This is a genomic window from uncultured Chloroflexus sp. (assembly GCF_937129525.1).
In the GTDB taxonomy this organism is placed as follows: domain Bacteria; phylum Chloroflexota; class Chloroflexia; order Chloroflexales; family Chloroflexaceae; genus Chloroflexus.
In genome coordinates, this window is sequence record NZ_CAKZNK010000020.1 from 1 (window position 1) to 14,981 (window position 14,981).

The window sequence follows — 14,981 nt, forward strand, 5'->3', positions numbered from 1 at the left end:
GGCGCGGGAGCGGAGCGAAGGGCGAAACTGGCGCGAGGAGGGGAGCCGTCCGGCGCGGGAGCGGAGCGAAGGGCGAAGCTGGCGCGAGGAGGGGAGCCGTCCGGCGCGGGAGCGGAGCGAGGGTCGGGTAGGACGTGGAGGGCGTGAGCGAACCTCACCAACGCCGAAACAGGGCGTCAGTCAGCCGCGCGGCTCAGCTTCACGTAGTTCGACGCGACCGGATCGAGCCACATCGTCGCCGCGAACAGAGCGACCGCGCCGTAATAAAGATCAGGAATAATTTCAATCAGATTAAGGTCTTCATCTGCCTTCCTGAGCTGCTTGACAAGATTTGTGATAGTGGTATAAATGTTGCGACACAATCTTGTGATAGATGCCACAAGGAAGGACAAAATGATGAAGATTTGGTTTCGACTAATGGCTCTTGCAGTACTGGCTGCGCTGGCAATGGCGCTGACAGCATGCGGTGGCGGTTCGAGCAGTGGTGGTGGTAGTGCAGGTGGTGGCGCAAGCAGCGGGCCGGTAACGCTGGAGATCGGCTCAAAGGGTGAAGAACTGGCTTTTGACAAGACTGAACTGACTGTTGCTGCCGGCCAGCAGGTTACGTTGCGGTTTAAGAACAACTCGGCGGTGCAGCAGCACAACTGGATCCTGGTGCGCGGTGGCGATGCTGAGGCAGCCGCGATTGCCAATGCTGGCATGAGCGCCGGGCCTGCGGCTAACTACCTGCCGGCTGACAAGAGCAATATCATTGCCGAGTCACCGCTGGCTAACGGCAATGAGACGGTGGAGGTGACCTTCACTGCGCCGGCTGCCGGCACGTACCTTTACATCTGCACCGTGCCGGGTCACTATCCGTTGATGCAGGGCAAGCTGATTGTTAATTAAACGCGGAAAAGTTGAGCTATGCCTGTATTCGGAGACACAGTTTGCTGCGCCTCTGATGTCGTTCAGGCATAGTCCAGCAGGTGAATGATCGAAGGGCGCGGGTTGTCGCGCCCTTTACCGTTTCGCTTCTGGGATTAGACGGCAACAGTGCGCTGGTGCGACTCTGTCGAACGGTAGAGACGGATCATCAAGGAGAGAAGATGTTGCTCAACCTCAGCAGCCACGGCGCGAGCAGCGGGTGAAAGCGGCAGCCGCCCAACTTCTTCGAAGTACCAGCGAATCATCGTGGTGGTATGTTCGTAAGATACACCCCAGCGGGGCAGCACGCCGCGCGCCCAGCGCAGTTCAGTTTCAGCAATCTCCAGCGCGTTGAACAAAAGCATTGCCCGAATCAGATCACTAAGCGGACGAACCGATACCTCGGCCATCCGCTCAACCGGGCCGTACTGTTCTTCGAGGCGCAGAGTATGAGCCAGTTCGGGAAATGCGCGTAAAAGGCGACCGGCAACTCGTTCGGCAATGGTTTGTCGGTGTTGTTCGATCTGGCGCGCAAGTTCGGTAGCGGAAATCTCATCCATAGCCCGCCTTCCTTCCCGTTAATACAAGGATATTATAGCACGCCGTTTTGACATAAGTTCTGTGCATAAGACATGAATTGACCGGGCATCTTTCGTGCAGCAGTTGAGGCATCGAACTTTCATCAGGTATTCAATGTGTTGCCGGGCCTGTTTTAATGCTTAGCCGCTAAACCAAGACTGCGCTGCGCGCACAATCGCCCGCAAACGTGGACGTTGGAGACGTTCAATCGCCTCAGCCAGGGGCACCCACTCGACGGCCACAATCTGTTCGCTGCCGCCAGTAGGTCGAGCGTGACCTTTTGTCGCTCGCAGCAGATAGTAATCGACCATCTTGCGATGCTTTCCACGTGGCCCATTTATCAAATAATCGACATTTCCGATAATATCAATCACTTCAGCAGTGACGCGGGTCTCTTCATAAACTTCGCGCACTATTGTCGAGAGTGGCGACTCATCCGGTTTTAGCTTACCTTTGGGCAATGACCAAAAGCCCTTTCGTTTACGGATGAGCAGAATCTCGATGGTTTGATCGGGGCGAAGACGGAATACCACGGCGCCAACGCCACGGATAGCTTTCATATGCGCCTGCTTTCACTTCACAGGCTCAAGTTAGCCTTGTCATGAATTTTGCCCAGTATCATACAACATTTAAGCTGGCTACTGAAGTGATCATTACTATAACGTTCAGGTTGTGTGTGTTGGGAAAAGCAGAGCCGGTCTATCGCCCGGTACGGTACGATAGACCGGCTGCGCGCCTGTCAGCGAGGGGTGGATCTAGCTGACAGTGGCAGGTTTCTGGCGAAGCAAAGCGACAATATCGTCTTCGATCAGCGATGGCAGATCGGTCGGCGCGTAGCGTCGGCGCGGCTTTCCATTGCGGTCAACCAGAAACTTGGTGAAGTTCCATTTGATCGCTGTGCTGCCGAATAGACCCGGCTGCTGAGTTTTGAGATAGGTAAACAGCGGATGTTCGTTGGGACCGTTTACATCAACTTTAGCGAAAAGCGGAAACGTGACCTGATACGTCCGCTCGCAGAATTGGGCTATCGACTCATTGCTGCCGGGTTCTTGCAGGAATTGATTGCTCGGAAAACCAAGCACGGCGAAGCCTTGATCGCGGTAGCGACGGTAGAGTTGTTCTAGCCCGGCGTATTGCGGTGACAGACCACACATACTGGCCACATTGACTATAAGCAGCACCTGACCGCGATAGTCGGCCAGTGATTGGAGGGTACCATCGATCCGCTCGGCGGAGAATTGATATACTGGCATACTGGCAGCTCCCTGACGTATGGAATGGTAAGTTTCACATGTATTATGACTGCAAAATCCAAATTGAACAAGGACGCAATTGCGCGGTTTGCCCACATTTCAGCCGGTCATAATCCGGCAGAAATACAACGTGCCGATGGAAGACCGGCAAAAGCAGAACCTTAATGCCAGTAAAGATCTGCGCGCTTGCCGTGAAGCTTTTGATCTTCCTGACTCGATGAGATTGCCCGGTCGAGCTTCCGAGTTGGTTTATGCGCTGGATGCGGTGTATCGCACGCTATTTATGTTATACTACAATACTTGTTGGAACCGTTGCTCGTTGCCCGGGAAGTCATGTATCGCCAACACTCGTTTTGCTCATTCTGCGGTCATCCCTTTGTCGAACATCAGTCGTGGCCGCGTATATGTACCCATTGCGGCAGTACCACGTATCGCAATCCCTTGCCGGTAGTCTTACTGTTACAGCCGGTTGATGAAGGACTGTTGTTGATTCGGCGGGCTGCTTATCCTCGACGTGGACAGTTAGCGTTACCCGGTGGGTTCATCGAAATGGGAGAACGCTGGCAAGATGCTGCGGCTCGTGAGTTGTACGAAGAGGCTGGAGTCGAGGTTGATCCCGATTTGATCAGCGATTTTGCTGCTCGGAGCACGCCGGATGGCTATCTGCTAGTGTTTGGGATAGGTCCACACCTGCGCAACGAGGATCTACCAGTCTTTCTTCCCAACAGTGAAGCCGCCGAGCGCGTGATTATCAATGCGCCGGTTGAGCTGGCCTTTCCCCTCCACACTGAAATGGTGCATCGTTTCTTTTCACAGCTTCGCCAGTGGCGTCCATTGACATAATTTTATGCCAGTCCGAAGCGGGTCAGTCGGTCATGATCGGCGAGCAGCGTTGCTGTTGCTTCGTCGGCCACGACCTGACCTTCGGCCAGCACCACTGCGCGGGGGAAGGTGGCCTGCGCAAACGTGAGATCATGCGTGGAAACCAGCATTGTTTGCGGCAATGCTTGAAGGAGTTCGCTCAATTCGCGCCGCCCTCGCGGATCGAGACCGGCTGATGGTTCATCAAGCGCAAGCAGTTTGGGTTGCATTGACAACACGGTCGCCAGCGCCACACGCTTGCGTTGCCCAAGACTGAGCCGATGGGGCGGACGCCGTTCGTAGCCTTTCATATCCACTGCCGCTAATGCCTTCCGGACGCGCTGCTCGACTTCGGTGAGGGCGAGGCCCAAATGCAGCGGCCCAAAGGCTACATCTTCAAATACGGTTGGCGAAAAGAGCTGGTCATCGGGATCTTGAAAGACAACTCCCACCAGTGACCGAATCCTTGGCAAGTTTCGCGGGATGACCGGCAGACCATCAACAACCACCGTGCCGTTGGTGGGGCGCAGCGTGCCATTGAGATGGTGCAGGAGTGTGCTCTTACCGGCGCCGTTAACGCCGAGCAGGGCAACCTTTTCCCCGGCGTTGATGGTGAGGTCGATGCCACGCAGTGCCGGAGTGCCATCGGGATAGTGGTAGATGAGTTTAGCGATGGTAAGCATAACTGATTGGTGACACGTTGCGATGCGTGTTTCAAGTGGCGGCAATGATCAGCAGAATGACAAACCAGACCCCGCCGCCAATCAAAAGCAGGTAGTCAGCGCGCTGGAGCGGTGGTCGCGCGGCAAGTGTTGGGTGACCGTTGTAGCCACGGGCCAGCATTGCGGCATAGATCCGTTCACTTCGCTCGTAGGCGCGAAGGAAGAGTGTCGCCGCCATGCGTCCGGTGATCATCGCCCGCCAGGCGATGCTGCGTCCGGCGCGCCGATCCGGTAAGGCCGCGCGGCGATTGTCGCGCGCGCGTAGCATCCGGATCGCTTCGTCTTGCAACACGAAGAGGTATCGGTAAGCGACACCGAGGATCATAATCAGTACATTTGGCACGCGCAAGGCGGCCAGTCCCAGCAAGAGTTCGCTGAAGTGAGTGGTAGCGATCAGGGCAGCGATGGCCTGCACTGATAACCATGCTTTCCCCAGTACAGTCGCGGCGGCGACGACCCCGGCATCGGTGATCGCAATCTCCTGGCCGGCGATGGTGATCTGAGCCAGTGGCGTGCCGGGGCGGGCGATGGTCAGGGTGAGCGCGGCAAGCATAAAGGGGAATGCCACCAGTGATCGCCTCCAGATGGCAATCAATCCTGGCCCACCCCAGCTTATCGCCAGCCAGAGCGCCAGTGCAGCGCCGAGCAGCGCGTCCCAGGCTCCCGCCGGAATCCAGGCCAGGGTAAACACAAATCCCAGTGCCAGCCATGTTTTGACCCGGCCATCGCGGGCCGCAAAGCCGGTTACGCTTGCCGGTGGTTCGATGACGACTTCCTCAACCATTCGAGCGTTGGGTTGATTGCATGCGCAGGATGATGGCCAGACCCCAGATCAGCCCGATCAGCGCCATCACCCCGATGAGACCGGCAATGATGGTCGAGAGCGACGTTTCGCCGAGCCACGGAATGGTGTAATCGGGCAATAGCTGATAGGGCGCATCCGTTGCGCGTTCGATAAATCCGGTATCCTCAGCAACCCGCTCTAAGCCATCGGGATCCGATGAGGCAAGCGGCGCGCACGTGGCGAGGATTGCGGCCAAGATCGTGCCGACAACGATCGTTCGCCTGCCGGTATCGGCGGTCGGTGTGCCGGCGGTGAGCAGATCGGGTCGAGCGCCGACCAAAACGAGCACTGCTGCCGCTGTGATCAATCCTTCACCGATCCCGATGATGGCATGCACACTCATCATCGCTGGAAAGACGATAGTGGCAGGCAGGTCAGAGAGCGCGAGCTGCGCGGAGGTAAGGGCTGCCGCAACCATCACCGAAAGCCAGCCGGCAATGCCGGCGACCAATCCGATGCGCGCCCGGTTTGTCGTCCATTCCCCATTGCGGATGAGGAGTGGCCGCGCCAGCCATCCGCCAATCGCTGCCGTGGCAACTCCCATGTTAAAGATGTTTGCGCCCATTGCGACAATTCCGCCATCTTGAAAGAGGATCGCTTGCAAGGCAATCACACAGGTCATCACGACCATCCCGGCCCACGGCCCCAACACGATGGCCGCCAGCGCGCCACCGAGGAGGTGACCGGAGGTGCCGCCGGCAATGGGGAAGTTGAGCATCTGCGCGGCGAAGATGCACGCCGCCATGACACCCATGAATGGTACCGTTCGCTCATCGAATGAACGCTGCACGATCCGGGTGGCAACCCCGATCGCGATCACCGTCGGTACCCACCAGAGCAATGCAATCGGTGCATGCAAAAAGCCATCGGGGATGTGCAACCCTAAGGAGAGATGTTCCGCCAACCAGTACCACCACATAACAAAGCCTCTCCATGGTTCAAATGATGATAATCAACTCTCTCTGATGGAGATCTCTTAACATTATACGTTACCTGCTTCACAGCAATTGTTGCCATACGATATAATGCGCTTGTTATGAGCGGACACTACACCATTCCAACTCGTATTCGGCTGACCGAAGCGCAGCGCGAGCACCTTTACTGGTTGCTTCGCGAGCGTGGGATTGAGCTGGATGACCTGCTCACCGAGCTGGTCACCGATTATTTGTCCGGTCAGCCGTTGCCGCCGGCGCCGCAACCGGTAGATCGAGTGGCGACGATTCGGGAACAGTTGCGGATCCGGCGGAGCCAGTTACGCGCGTTACGCTCACAATTGCACGATCCTCACAATCCTCCACCCGAATGGTTGCAGGCAATGGTCGCCGAACTGGAAGAAGAGATTACCCGTCTCGAAGTTGAACTGCGGCGAGAAGCGTAGTATGGCCCGGCAACGGCTTGATACCTTACTGGTAGAACGTGGCCTGGCCGAAACGCGAGCGCGAGCGCAAGCGTTGATTATGGCCGGGCAGGTACTGGTCAACGGTCATGTGCAGACCAAAGCCGGCACGATGGTCGATATTGGCGTTCAGATTGAGCTACGGAGTGGATTGCCCTACGTCAGTCGCGGCGGGTTCAAACTGGCCCATGCCCTTGATCAGTTTGCGCTTGATCCTGCCGGTCTGACGGCGTTAGATGCAGGCGCTTCGACTGGCGGTTTTACCGATGTGCTGTTGCAACGTGGCGCGACGCGCGTCTTTGCGGTTGATGTGGGGTACGGCATTCTCGATCAGCGGCTGCGGAACGATCCGCGCGTGATTGCGCTTGAGCGCACCAATATTCGCCATCTCACGGCGTTACCCGGCGGAGTGCTGGCCGATTGCGCCGTGATCGATGTGAGTTTCATCTCACTGCGGCTGGTCTTGCCGGCAGTGCAACGCCTGATTACGCCAACAGCATGGATTGTTGCGCTGATCAAGCCTCAGTTTGAAGCCGGCCCACAGCATGTAGGCAAAGGTGGCGTGGTGCGCGATCCGGCCATTCACGAGCAGGTCATCCGCGACATTCTCACATTTGCCGCAACTCTCCAGCTCAATCCAGCCGGTCTGACCCGCTCGCCGATTACTGGCCCGGCAGGAAATGTTGAATTTCTCGCCCTCTTTCACCCTGATCGTCCGCCACTCGATATGGCGCGCGCCATTGCCGGTTGTGTTGCCCGGTGAGTGGACGCATTCACCACCACCGCGCCCCAGGTTAATGACCGATCCACATTCCTTACCAAACCCTTACAAAACCCTCGTATGACCCTAACGTTTGTCAGGTATGCTACAGGTGAGCCAAAAAAGTGTAGTGGTTCACAAAAAACGAAAGGGTTTACGAGCAATGACGTTCACACAAGATCAATCGACTGTCACTGAGATTTCTCCCCGCGAACTGTATGCCCGCCTGTTGAGTGCGCAGCCGCTCTTCATCCTCGATGTGCGCAACGAAGACGAGTTCAAGCGCATGCCTGTTGAGGGGCATGCAACGCTCCGCACGCTCAACCTGCCCTACTACGACTTCATCGAAGACGAAGAGGCAGCGCTGGCCCGCTTGCCGAAGGATGTCGAGGAAGTAGTCGTGATTTGCGCCAAGGGGGGCGCATCGCAGTACGTGGCTGAGGTGCTCAACAACCACGGCTACCGCGCGGTCTCACTGACGGATGGTATGATCGGTTGGGGCAACTACTACGATACGCGCGACGTGGTGAACGCAAGCTGGGGCCGGATCGTGCAGATTGCTCGTCCCGCTCGTGGCGATCTCAGCTTTGCTATCATCAGCGATGGTCAGGCAGCGCTGGTCGATCCGCTCCGCCATATCAATGTCTACCGTGAACTAATCGAAAGCGCTGGCGCCAAACTGACCACTATCCTCGATACTCACGTTCATGCCGATCACATCAGTGGTGGCCCGGCGTTGTCGAAAGAGACCGGCGCGCCCTACTACGTCCATCCCTACGACGCCATTCACCCGATCGATATGTTGCCGGCTGTGATTGCCTACGAGCCGCTGCGCGACGGGCAGGTCTTCCAGATCGGACAGGTGCGGATCACGACCATCTGGTATCCCGGTCACACCCTCGGTCAGGTCAATTTCCTCGCCGAAACGCCGGATGGTGGGCGCTATCTGTTCACCGGTGACGGTATCTTCCTGCGCTCGTTTGGACGCCCCGACCTTGGCGGCAAAGGCGAAGCGTGGACGCCCATTTTGTACCGCAGCATGTTCGAAAGATTGCCCCGCTACCTGACCGATGAGACGGTTATCTTGCCTGCCCACTTTAGCACGCTCGATGAGGATGCCGGTAACGGAATCTTTGCCGCTCCGTACAAGCAGGTGCTGAGCCAGAATGATAGCCTCAAGCCGCGCTCGCTGGAAGAGTTTACCAGCTTCGTGCTTAGCCATCTGCCCGTCTTCCCGCCAGAGTACGTTGAGATCAAGCGGGTGAATATCGGCCTGGTTGAGCCGTGTGAAGGCAAGGCAAGCGAGCTTGAATTGGGCAAGAATATCTGCGCATTGGCCGAGTAAATATAGTAAGATTGAGCATAGGAATGGCGGCAGAGCTTCCTGCTGCCGCCATCAGCAATAAGGAGGAGAACCTGATATGCCTCACTTTGATCAGACATTGGATGTGAAAGGCGCCAAGTGCCCGATGCCGCTGGTTAAGAGCCGCAAGGCGATTAGCGAGCTGCCGGTTGGGCAGGTTTTGCAGGTCATTTCGACCGATCGTGGTTCGGTGGCCGATTTTCAGGGTTGGGTAAAGACGGCTAAGAATGTAGAGTTGATCGCGCAGGAGACGGTGCAAGAAAACGGTCAGGAACTCTACGTTCACTATCTGCGCCGCACGGCGTAAGATAAACCGATGGCTCCCGGATGGTAAAACTGGCAAGTAAAGGATGAAAAGCAATGACAACACCGATGACGGAAGCCGTTGATACGCAGGCCCTGCTGGCACGGATTGCTGAACTCGAACAGCGGGTAGCCGCGCTCGAGCAGTCACCGGCGCAGGGGATTGAAGATCGGCTGGCGATGGTCGTCTTCTCCGGCGATCTCGACAAGGCGATTGCCGCCTTTATCATCGCCACCGGCGCCGCCTCGATGGGTCTCGAAGTGAGCATGTTCTTTACCTTCTGGGGCATCAGCGCGGTCAAGAAGCAGAAGGTTTTCAGCGGCAAGAATCTGCTCGAACAGGGCTTCACGGCAATGCTTCCGGGCAAGCTGGGTGAACTGGGCCTGTCGCAGATGAACTTCTTTGGCGCTGGCGCGCAGATCATTCGTGGCTTGATGAAGAAGCACGATGTCGCTTCGCCAGAGGAGTTGTTTGCCATGGCGCGCGAGCTTGGCGTGCGCATGGTTGTTTGCGATATGTCGCGCGAGCTGCTTGGGATCAAAGACGAAGAGCTGGTGGAAGGGCTGGAAACGGGTGGCGTGGCAACCTTCCTCGGCGATGCCGCTCGCTCAAAGGTAACTCTGTTCATTTAAATCTGCAAAAGTCAGAGCCGACTAAAGAGGAAAGGTTGATCGGCGACGGCGCGATCACTCACGCAGGGATGAACGCGCCGTCATTTATTGTGAAAGGATAATGAGACCATGTTTCGACAACTGTTTCGTAATGTGCGTGAAGTGCAATCAAATCAGATTGGCACGATGACCGTGCAGGAATTGAAAGCTCAACTGGATGCGCATACCTCAATGGTGCTGGTCGATGTTCGCCAGCCCGAAGAGTTTGCCTACGATGGCCACGTGTCTGGCGCGCGGTTGCTGCCGCTGCCGGTTTTGGCGATGCGCATGAATGAATTGCCGAAAGATCAGCCTATCGTCTGCATTTGCCGTTCGGGGAATCGCAGTCAAGTTGCGTGCGAGATGCTTCAGCGCCATGGCTTTACCAACGTAACCAATGTCGTGGGTGGGATGATTGCCTGGCAGCGCGCCGGTTATCCGGTTAATCGTCAGCGTTAAGTGGAGGGCAGCGCGCTGCCTTCTCTGAGGATACATCTATGCAACAGCAGACATCTTGCAATGCTCTACAACACCAGACCGAAGTCGCGCCACTGCGCAGCTACGCGGTGACCGATACGGTCTTGCTGGCTGCGCAACCGCAGCCGGAAGACTGGCAACGCTTCGCCGAGGCCGGCTACAAAACCGTCTTGAATATTCGCAGCGATCCCGAACGGGCGGCAGTGCAGGCGGCCAACGCGCGCGCCGCCGGGTTGCGCTACATTCACGCGCCCTGGCCGGCCTACGAGCTTGAGCCGGAGCATCTGGCCGAGTTTGCTCGCATTGTCGAGGATCCGGAAACGGGTAAGCTGGTTTTCCACTGCCGTAGCGCTACCCGGGTCGGCCTGATCTGGATGCTTTACCGGATCGTGCATCAAGGCTGGACGCGCGAGCAGACTGAAGCTGAGCTGCGCGCTGCCGGGTATGATGAAGATGCCATGGAGACCTTTGAGTTCTGCGCCGGTGATTTCTTCGATCGCGCCGGTGACCAGATCTAGGGAGTGATGTATGGCGCCCGTTTCTGCCCGTCATCCTGAGGTGCAGACAGCGCTGCTGGCAATGATCTATCGCTATTTGCCTGCTCTGCGCTGGCTGCGCTACTATCGACGCGAGCATTTACCCAGCGACGTGGTGGCTGGTATCGTAACCGCCATCATGCTCATTCCGCAGAGCATGGCCTATGCCCAACTGGCCGGTCTGCCACCGCAGATCGGCCTTTACGCCTCGGTTGCGCCATTGATCGTCTATGCGTTGCTTGGCACCTCAGGTCAGCTCTCGGTGGGTCCGGTAGCGATCACATCGCTCCTGGTCTTCCACGGTGTCAGCGCTTTGGCCACGCCGGGGAGTGAACGGTATATTCAGCTCGTTCTCTTGCTGGCTTTTATGGTTGGCGCGATCAAGCTTGCGCTGGGTGTTTTGCGGTTAGGCGTTATCCTCAATTTCATCTCGCACCCGGTGCTGGCTGCCTTTACCAGCGCCTCGGCGCTGATTATCGCTATCGGCCAGTTGAAATATATTCTTGGCTACCCTATTGGCGGCGAGCATCTGTACGAAACGATTGCTCAGGCTATCGCTGGGCTGAGTCAGACCAATCCGGTGACGCTCGCGATCGGCCTGGCCAGTATTGGCCTGCTGATCTTTTTCCGCCAAGGGCTGCGGCCATTGTTGCGCCGGGCCGGATTGCCGCCACTGGCCGTGACTCTGATTGTCAGCGGCGCTCCCTTGCTGTCCGTCATGCTTGGCATTATCGTCGCGTTGAGTTTCCAGCTCGATCAGACGGCAGGGTTGGCAATTGTGGGCGCAATTCCGGCGGGATTTTCGCCGATCAGTACGCCGGCGATGACAATGGCTGATGCGCAGGCATTGCTGCCCACGGCGCTGACGATTGTGCTGGTGAGCGTCGTCGAGTCGATTGCAGTGGCCAAAGCGCTGGCCAGCAAGCGCCGCCAGGCCATCGATCCCGATCAGGAATTGGTGGCATTGGGAGCCGCTAACATCACCGCCAGCTTCTTCAGTGGCTATCCGGTGACGGGTGGCTTCGCCCGTTCAGTCGTCAACGCGCAGGCTGGCGCAATCACCGGTCTGGCCTCGCTGGTGACAGCGGCAGGCATCGCGCTCATCCTGCTCTTCTTCACGCCGGTCTTCTACTACCTGCCGCAGGCTGTGCTAGCGGCAACGGTGATCGTCGCCGTGATCGGCCTGGTTGATCTGCGGGAACCGCAACGTATCTGGCGCACCAATCGCGGCGATGCTTTTACGTGGCTGATCACCTTCGTTTCCGTGCTTGCGCTCGGGATTGAGACCGGTATCTTTATCGGTGTCGCCACGGCGCTGGTACTCTACCTCTGGCGCACCAGCCGACCTCACATCGCGATTGTTGGGCGGTTGGGAGATAGCGAAGTCTACCGCAATGTTGAGCGGCATCCGGTCAAGACGTGGCCGCACGTTGTGGCAGTGCGGGTTGACGAGAGCCTCTACTTCGCTAATACGCGCTATCTCGAGCAGGCGCTGTTGCGGATCGTGGCCGAACGACCTGAAGTGAAGCATCTGGTTCTGATTGGTTCCGCAATCAATTTTATCGACTCCAGCGCCTTGCATACGCTCGATCACCTGATCGATGAGCTGCGTGACGCCGGTGTTGAGTTCCATCTGGCCGATATTAAAGGCCCGGTTATGGATCGGCTAAGTCAGTCGGAGTTGCTGACAAAGATCGGTCAGGATCATATTCATATCACGACCCATGCCGCTATGCTTGCGTTAGGTTGCCGGGATTAAGCGGGATTGCCGGTTTGGGCAGAAGGGGTTTCATCTGGCAGACAGGCCCGGACCGGCGTACCGCTGCCGCCATTTGCTATCACGCATGCATCATATGGGTCGTTGAATGCGAGGTAAAACGATGTATCGTTTCTTCCTGCTGGCAATGATCGTCTTGATTGGCGGATTAACTGCCTGTAGCGCAACAACAACGACGACACCGGTTGCGTCTACTACGCTGCCGACCGACATCAACGTTGGTCAGCTCAGGACAATGCTCGATAACAGCGAGAACTTCTTTTTGCTTGATGTGCGCACACCGGAAGAGTTTGTCCAGGATGGACGGATCGCGCAAGCGACGCTCATTCCATTGCAAGAGCTGGAACAGCGCTTGCAGGAGTTGCCTGACGATAAACCGATTGTCTGCATCTGCCGGTCGGGGAATCGAAGTGAAGTTGCTTGCGATTTGCTTCGATCGCGCGGTTTCGAGGCGGTGAATGTCGCGGGAGGCATGCGGGCCTGGCGGGCCGCCGGGTATCCGATCGTGGTCGGACCGTGATCGCCATCGTAGCAAGACACGATGTCACATAAGCGGTTTGCGCCCAGAGCGATGATGCGCTGATTGCGCATCATCGGCAGCATCGCTGCTGGTTATACTGCGGTAAGCAGCGCGCGAATGCGTTGAAGTAGTTGTTGCAACGTAAACGGTTTAGCCAGCAGTGGCATATCTGCTGGAATTGTCGGCTCGATACCGGTGTGCGCTGAAATGAACAGTACCTTCAATTCAGGACGCAGGTCGAGCATCCGTTGATACAGCTCTAAGCCGCTTATAACCGGCAACATCAAATCACTGATCAGCAGATGGATCGGGCCAGCATGGTTGGTGGCAAGCGCCAGACCGTGCTGTGGTTCAATCGCTTCCAGCACAAGATACCCATGGAGGCGTAGCGCGCTGCTGATCAGATGCAAAACTGCCGGTTCGTCTTCAACGACCAGTACCGTTTCGTGTCCACCCGGCATGTGACCAATAGCAGGTGTCATTTCCGATTGAGGCTGGTCTTCACCAGGAGCCGGAAAATAGATGGTAAAGGTAGTGCCCTGGCCTGGCTTGCTCTGCACATCGATATGACCGCGGTGCTGTTTCACTATTCCGAAGACGGTCGATAGACCGAGACCGGTGCCTTTCCCGTGTGGTTTGGTGGTAAAGAAGGGTTCGAAAATGCGTGGCAAGAGCGCCGGGTCAATCCCGCAGCCGGTGTCGCTGACCTGCAAAGCGGCATAGGTGCCTGGCGCAAGATTGGGTAACAGGTGGATCTGTTCTGGATCGATCTGAACGGGCGAGGTAGCGATTGTAATTGCGCCTTGCCCTTCAATCGCATCGCGAGCATTGATCACCAGATTGAGCAGGATCTGTTCAATTTGCCCGGTATCGGCCAGGATTGTCGGCAAAGCCGGATTCAAATCGAGCAGGATCCGAATTCGTTCGCCGATCAGTCGCCGAAGAATCGATCCAAACTCGCTGATTATCTGATTCAGATGAACTGGTTTCAGCTCAAGCTGTTGTCGGCGACTAAAAGCCAAAATCTGGCGGGTCAGAGCAGTGGCCCGAATACCGGCAGCGCGAATCTGGTCGAAATCGTGGTACAACTCGCTCTCTGGTGGCGCTTCCAGGAGGCCCATTTCGGCGAAGCCAATGATCGGCACGAGCAGATTGTTGAGATCGTGCGCAATACCGCTGGCCAGCGCGCCGATTGCCTCGAGTTTCTGTGATTGGAAAAGCTGCTCACTGAGATGTTGTCGTTCCTCTTCCATCTGTTTGCGCTCGGTCAGATCGAGATGAGCGCCAAGCATATGGGTGATCCGTCCGTGCTGGTCATAAATAGCCGCAGCTTGCGACCGGATCCAGCGGTAGCTCCCGTCTTTATGGCGAAACCGATATTCAAGGGCAAAATTTGGCCATGGCTGGTTGAGGTATCGGCGCAAGGTGTCAAGACAACGCTCTCGATCATCTGGATGGAGTTGCTCTTCCCAGGTGGTGAAAGTGTCGGGCAGCTCATCGGCGGCATACCCGATCTGGGCTTTCCATTCTGGTGAGAAAAAGACCCTGTCGGTGGCCAGATCCCATTCCCACAACCCAATCTGCGCGGCCTGCACCGCCAGTTGCAACCAGGTTTGGGCATTGGTCAAAAGCGCTTGTTGCAACCGGTTGACCTCTAGCGCCAGTCGCCGCGCGCGCAGCAGAATTTCGACTCGAGCCTGCAATTCCGCTTTCTGAATGGGACTGATCGCCAGTTCGTCGATTGTGCGCCAGAGATGGCGAGTGTACAGATGCACATCACTGCGTCCCGTAACGAGCAGAAAGGGGAGAAAGATGGGATGAGCCGCCGCGCGTCGTTCCTGGATGGCTGCTTCGTATCGGTCGAGGATGGGGCCATCAAGAATGCAGAGTTGAAAAGGCGACTTCAAATCTGCCTCACTCTGCCCATACGTGACCATGTAGTGTTGCTGCAACCACTCGCCGAGTAGCCGCCGGTTAGAGGAATTGGCGAGGAAGAGCAGGATGGTATCTTTTACCATATGATGGCCTTGCGG

The 14,981-nt window shown here is 56.9% G+C and carries 18 protein-coding genes and 1 pseudogene; 12 read left to right on the forward strand and 7 right to left on the reverse strand.

Annotated features, from left to right (window positions below; genetic code table 11):
* Together Q0650_RS01420 and Q0650_RS01425 are read left to right on the forward strand one after the other, a co-directional pair.
* Window positions 1-280 (forward strand): annotated as a pseudogene (locus Q0650_RS01420) (hypothetical protein); the annotation flags it as partial.
* A gap of 116 nt (window positions 281-396) precedes the next feature.
* Window positions 397-888, forward strand: coding sequence for a plastocyanin/azurin family copper-binding protein (locus Q0650_RS01425; protein ID WP_298815288.1), 492 nt, complete (start codon window positions 397-399; stop codon window positions 886-888).
* 134 nt (window positions 889-1,022) lie between these two features.
* Here the strand turns inward: Q0650_RS01425 and Q0650_RS01430 are convergent, their stop codons facing one another.
* The 3 genes from Q0650_RS01430 to Q0650_RS01440 all read right to left on the reverse strand — a co-directional run bounded on the left by Q0650_RS01430 (window position 1,023) and on the right by Q0650_RS01440 (window position 2,738).
* Entirely contained in the window at window positions 1,023-1,466 is a 444-nt protein-coding gene (locus tag Q0650_RS01430; protein WP_298815105.1) for a hypothetical protein, read from the reverse strand.
* 159 nt (window positions 1,467-1,625) lie between these two features.
* Window positions 1,626-2,045 carry an NUDIX hydrolase gene (locus tag Q0650_RS01435; RefSeq protein WP_298815107.1) on the reverse strand — a complete coding sequence of 140 codons (420 nt, stop codon included), beginning with the start codon at window positions 2,043-2,045 and terminating at the stop codon, window positions 1,626-1,628.
* A 195-nt stretch (window positions 2,046-2,240) separates the two neighbouring features.
* Window positions 2,241-2,738 (reverse strand): glutathione peroxidase, encoded by a 498-nt coding sequence (locus Q0650_RS01440; RefSeq protein WP_298815110.1) that lies wholly within the window; start codon window positions 2,736-2,738, stop codon window positions 2,241-2,243.
* 333 nt (window positions 2,739-3,071) lie between these two features.
* Between Q0650_RS01440 and Q0650_RS01445 the strand changes: the two genes are divergently transcribed.
* Window positions 3,072-3,581 (forward strand): NUDIX domain-containing protein, encoded by a 510-nt coding sequence (locus Q0650_RS01445; RefSeq protein ID WP_298815113.1) that lies wholly within the window; start codon window positions 3,072-3,074, stop codon window positions 3,579-3,581.
* Between the two features lie 2 nt (window positions 3,582-3,583).
* Here Q0650_RS01445 and Q0650_RS01450 read toward each other — a convergent pair whose 3' ends face one another.
* The 3 genes from Q0650_RS01450 to Q0650_RS01460 are packed head-to-tail and all read right to left on the reverse strand — an operon-like array spanning window position 3,584 to window position 6,084.
* On the reverse strand, window positions 3,584-4,282 hold the full coding sequence (locus Q0650_RS01450; protein WP_298815116.1) for an energy-coupling factor ABC transporter ATP-binding protein: 699 nt from the start codon (window positions 4,280-4,282) through the stop codon (window positions 3,584-3,586).
* Between the two features lie 31 nt (window positions 4,283-4,313).
* On the reverse strand, window positions 4,314-5,105 hold the full coding sequence (gene cbiQ / locus Q0650_RS01455; RefSeq protein WP_298815119.1) for a cobalt ECF transporter T component CbiQ: 792 nt from the start codon (window positions 5,103-5,105) through the stop codon (window positions 4,314-4,316).
* Window positions 5,098-6,084, reverse strand: a complete 987-nt coding sequence (locus tag Q0650_RS01460; protein ID WP_298815122.1) for an energy-coupling factor ABC transporter permease — start codon at window positions 6,082-6,084, stop codon at window positions 5,098-5,100. The genes cbiQ and Q0650_RS01460 overlap by 8 nt, the downstream gene beginning before the upstream one ends.
* A gap of 117 nt (window positions 6,085-6,201) precedes the next feature.
* On the opposite strand from Q0650_RS01460, the gene Q0650_RS01465 reads away from it, so the two are divergent.
* The 9 genes from Q0650_RS01465 to Q0650_RS01505 all read left to right on the forward strand — a co-directional run bounded on the left by Q0650_RS01465 (window position 6,202) and on the right by Q0650_RS01505 (window position 12,948).
* The gene (locus Q0650_RS01465; RefSeq protein ID WP_298815125.1) at window positions 6,202-6,543 is read left to right on the forward strand and encodes a hypothetical protein; all 342 of its coding nucleotides are present in this window, start codon (window positions 6,202-6,204) and stop codon (window positions 6,541-6,543) included.
* A gap of 1 nt (window position 6,544) precedes the next feature.
* Window positions 6,545-7,324, forward strand: a complete 780-nt coding sequence (locus tag Q0650_RS01470) for a TlyA family RNA methyltransferase (protein WP_298815127.1) — start codon at window positions 6,545-6,547, stop codon at window positions 7,322-7,324.
* Window positions 7,325-7,484: 160 nt separating this feature from the next.
* Window positions 7,485-8,666, forward strand: coding sequence for an MBL fold metallo-hydrolase (locus Q0650_RS01475; protein ID WP_298815130.1), 1,182 nt, complete (start codon window positions 7,485-7,487; stop codon window positions 8,664-8,666).
* Between the two features lie 76 nt (window positions 8,667-8,742).
* A complete protein-coding gene (locus tag Q0650_RS01480) occupies window positions 8,743-8,991 on the forward strand; it encodes a sulfurtransferase TusA family protein (RefSeq protein WP_298815133.1) in 249 nt (82 codons plus the stop codon).
* Between the two features lie 53 nt (window positions 8,992-9,044).
* Window positions 9,045-9,620 carry a DsrE/DsrF/DrsH-like family protein gene (locus Q0650_RS01485; RefSeq protein ID WP_298815136.1) on the forward strand — a complete coding sequence of 192 codons (576 nt, stop codon included), beginning with the start codon at window positions 9,045-9,047 and terminating at the stop codon, window positions 9,618-9,620.
* Window positions 9,621-9,728: 108 nt separating this feature from the next.
* Window positions 9,729-10,097 (forward strand): rhodanese-like domain-containing protein, encoded by a 369-nt coding sequence (locus Q0650_RS01490; protein WP_298815139.1) that lies wholly within the window; start codon window positions 9,729-9,731, stop codon window positions 10,095-10,097.
* A 38-nt stretch (window positions 10,098-10,135) separates the two neighbouring features.
* The gene (locus Q0650_RS01495) at window positions 10,136-10,633 is read left to right on the forward strand and encodes a protein tyrosine phosphatase family protein (protein WP_298815142.1); all 498 of its coding nucleotides are present in this window, start codon (window positions 10,136-10,138) and stop codon (window positions 10,631-10,633) included.
* Window positions 10,634-10,643: 10 nt separating this feature from the next.
* Entirely contained in the window at window positions 10,644-12,410 is a 1,767-nt protein-coding gene (locus tag Q0650_RS01500) for a SulP family inorganic anion transporter (RefSeq protein ID WP_298815145.1), read from the forward strand.
* Between the two features lie 121 nt (window positions 12,411-12,531).
* Window positions 12,532-12,948 carry a rhodanese-like domain-containing protein gene (locus Q0650_RS01505; protein WP_298815147.1) on the forward strand — a complete coding sequence of 139 codons (417 nt, stop codon included), beginning with the start codon at window positions 12,532-12,534 and terminating at the stop codon, window positions 12,946-12,948.
* A 92-nt stretch (window positions 12,949-13,040) separates the two neighbouring features.
* Here the strand turns inward: Q0650_RS01505 and Q0650_RS01510 are convergent, their stop codons facing one another.
* Window positions 13,041-14,966, reverse strand: coding sequence for a PAS domain-containing sensor histidine kinase (locus Q0650_RS01510; RefSeq protein WP_298815150.1), 1,926 nt, complete (start codon window positions 14,964-14,966; stop codon window positions 13,041-13,043).
* Window positions 14,967-14,981: the final 15 nt, after the last annotated feature.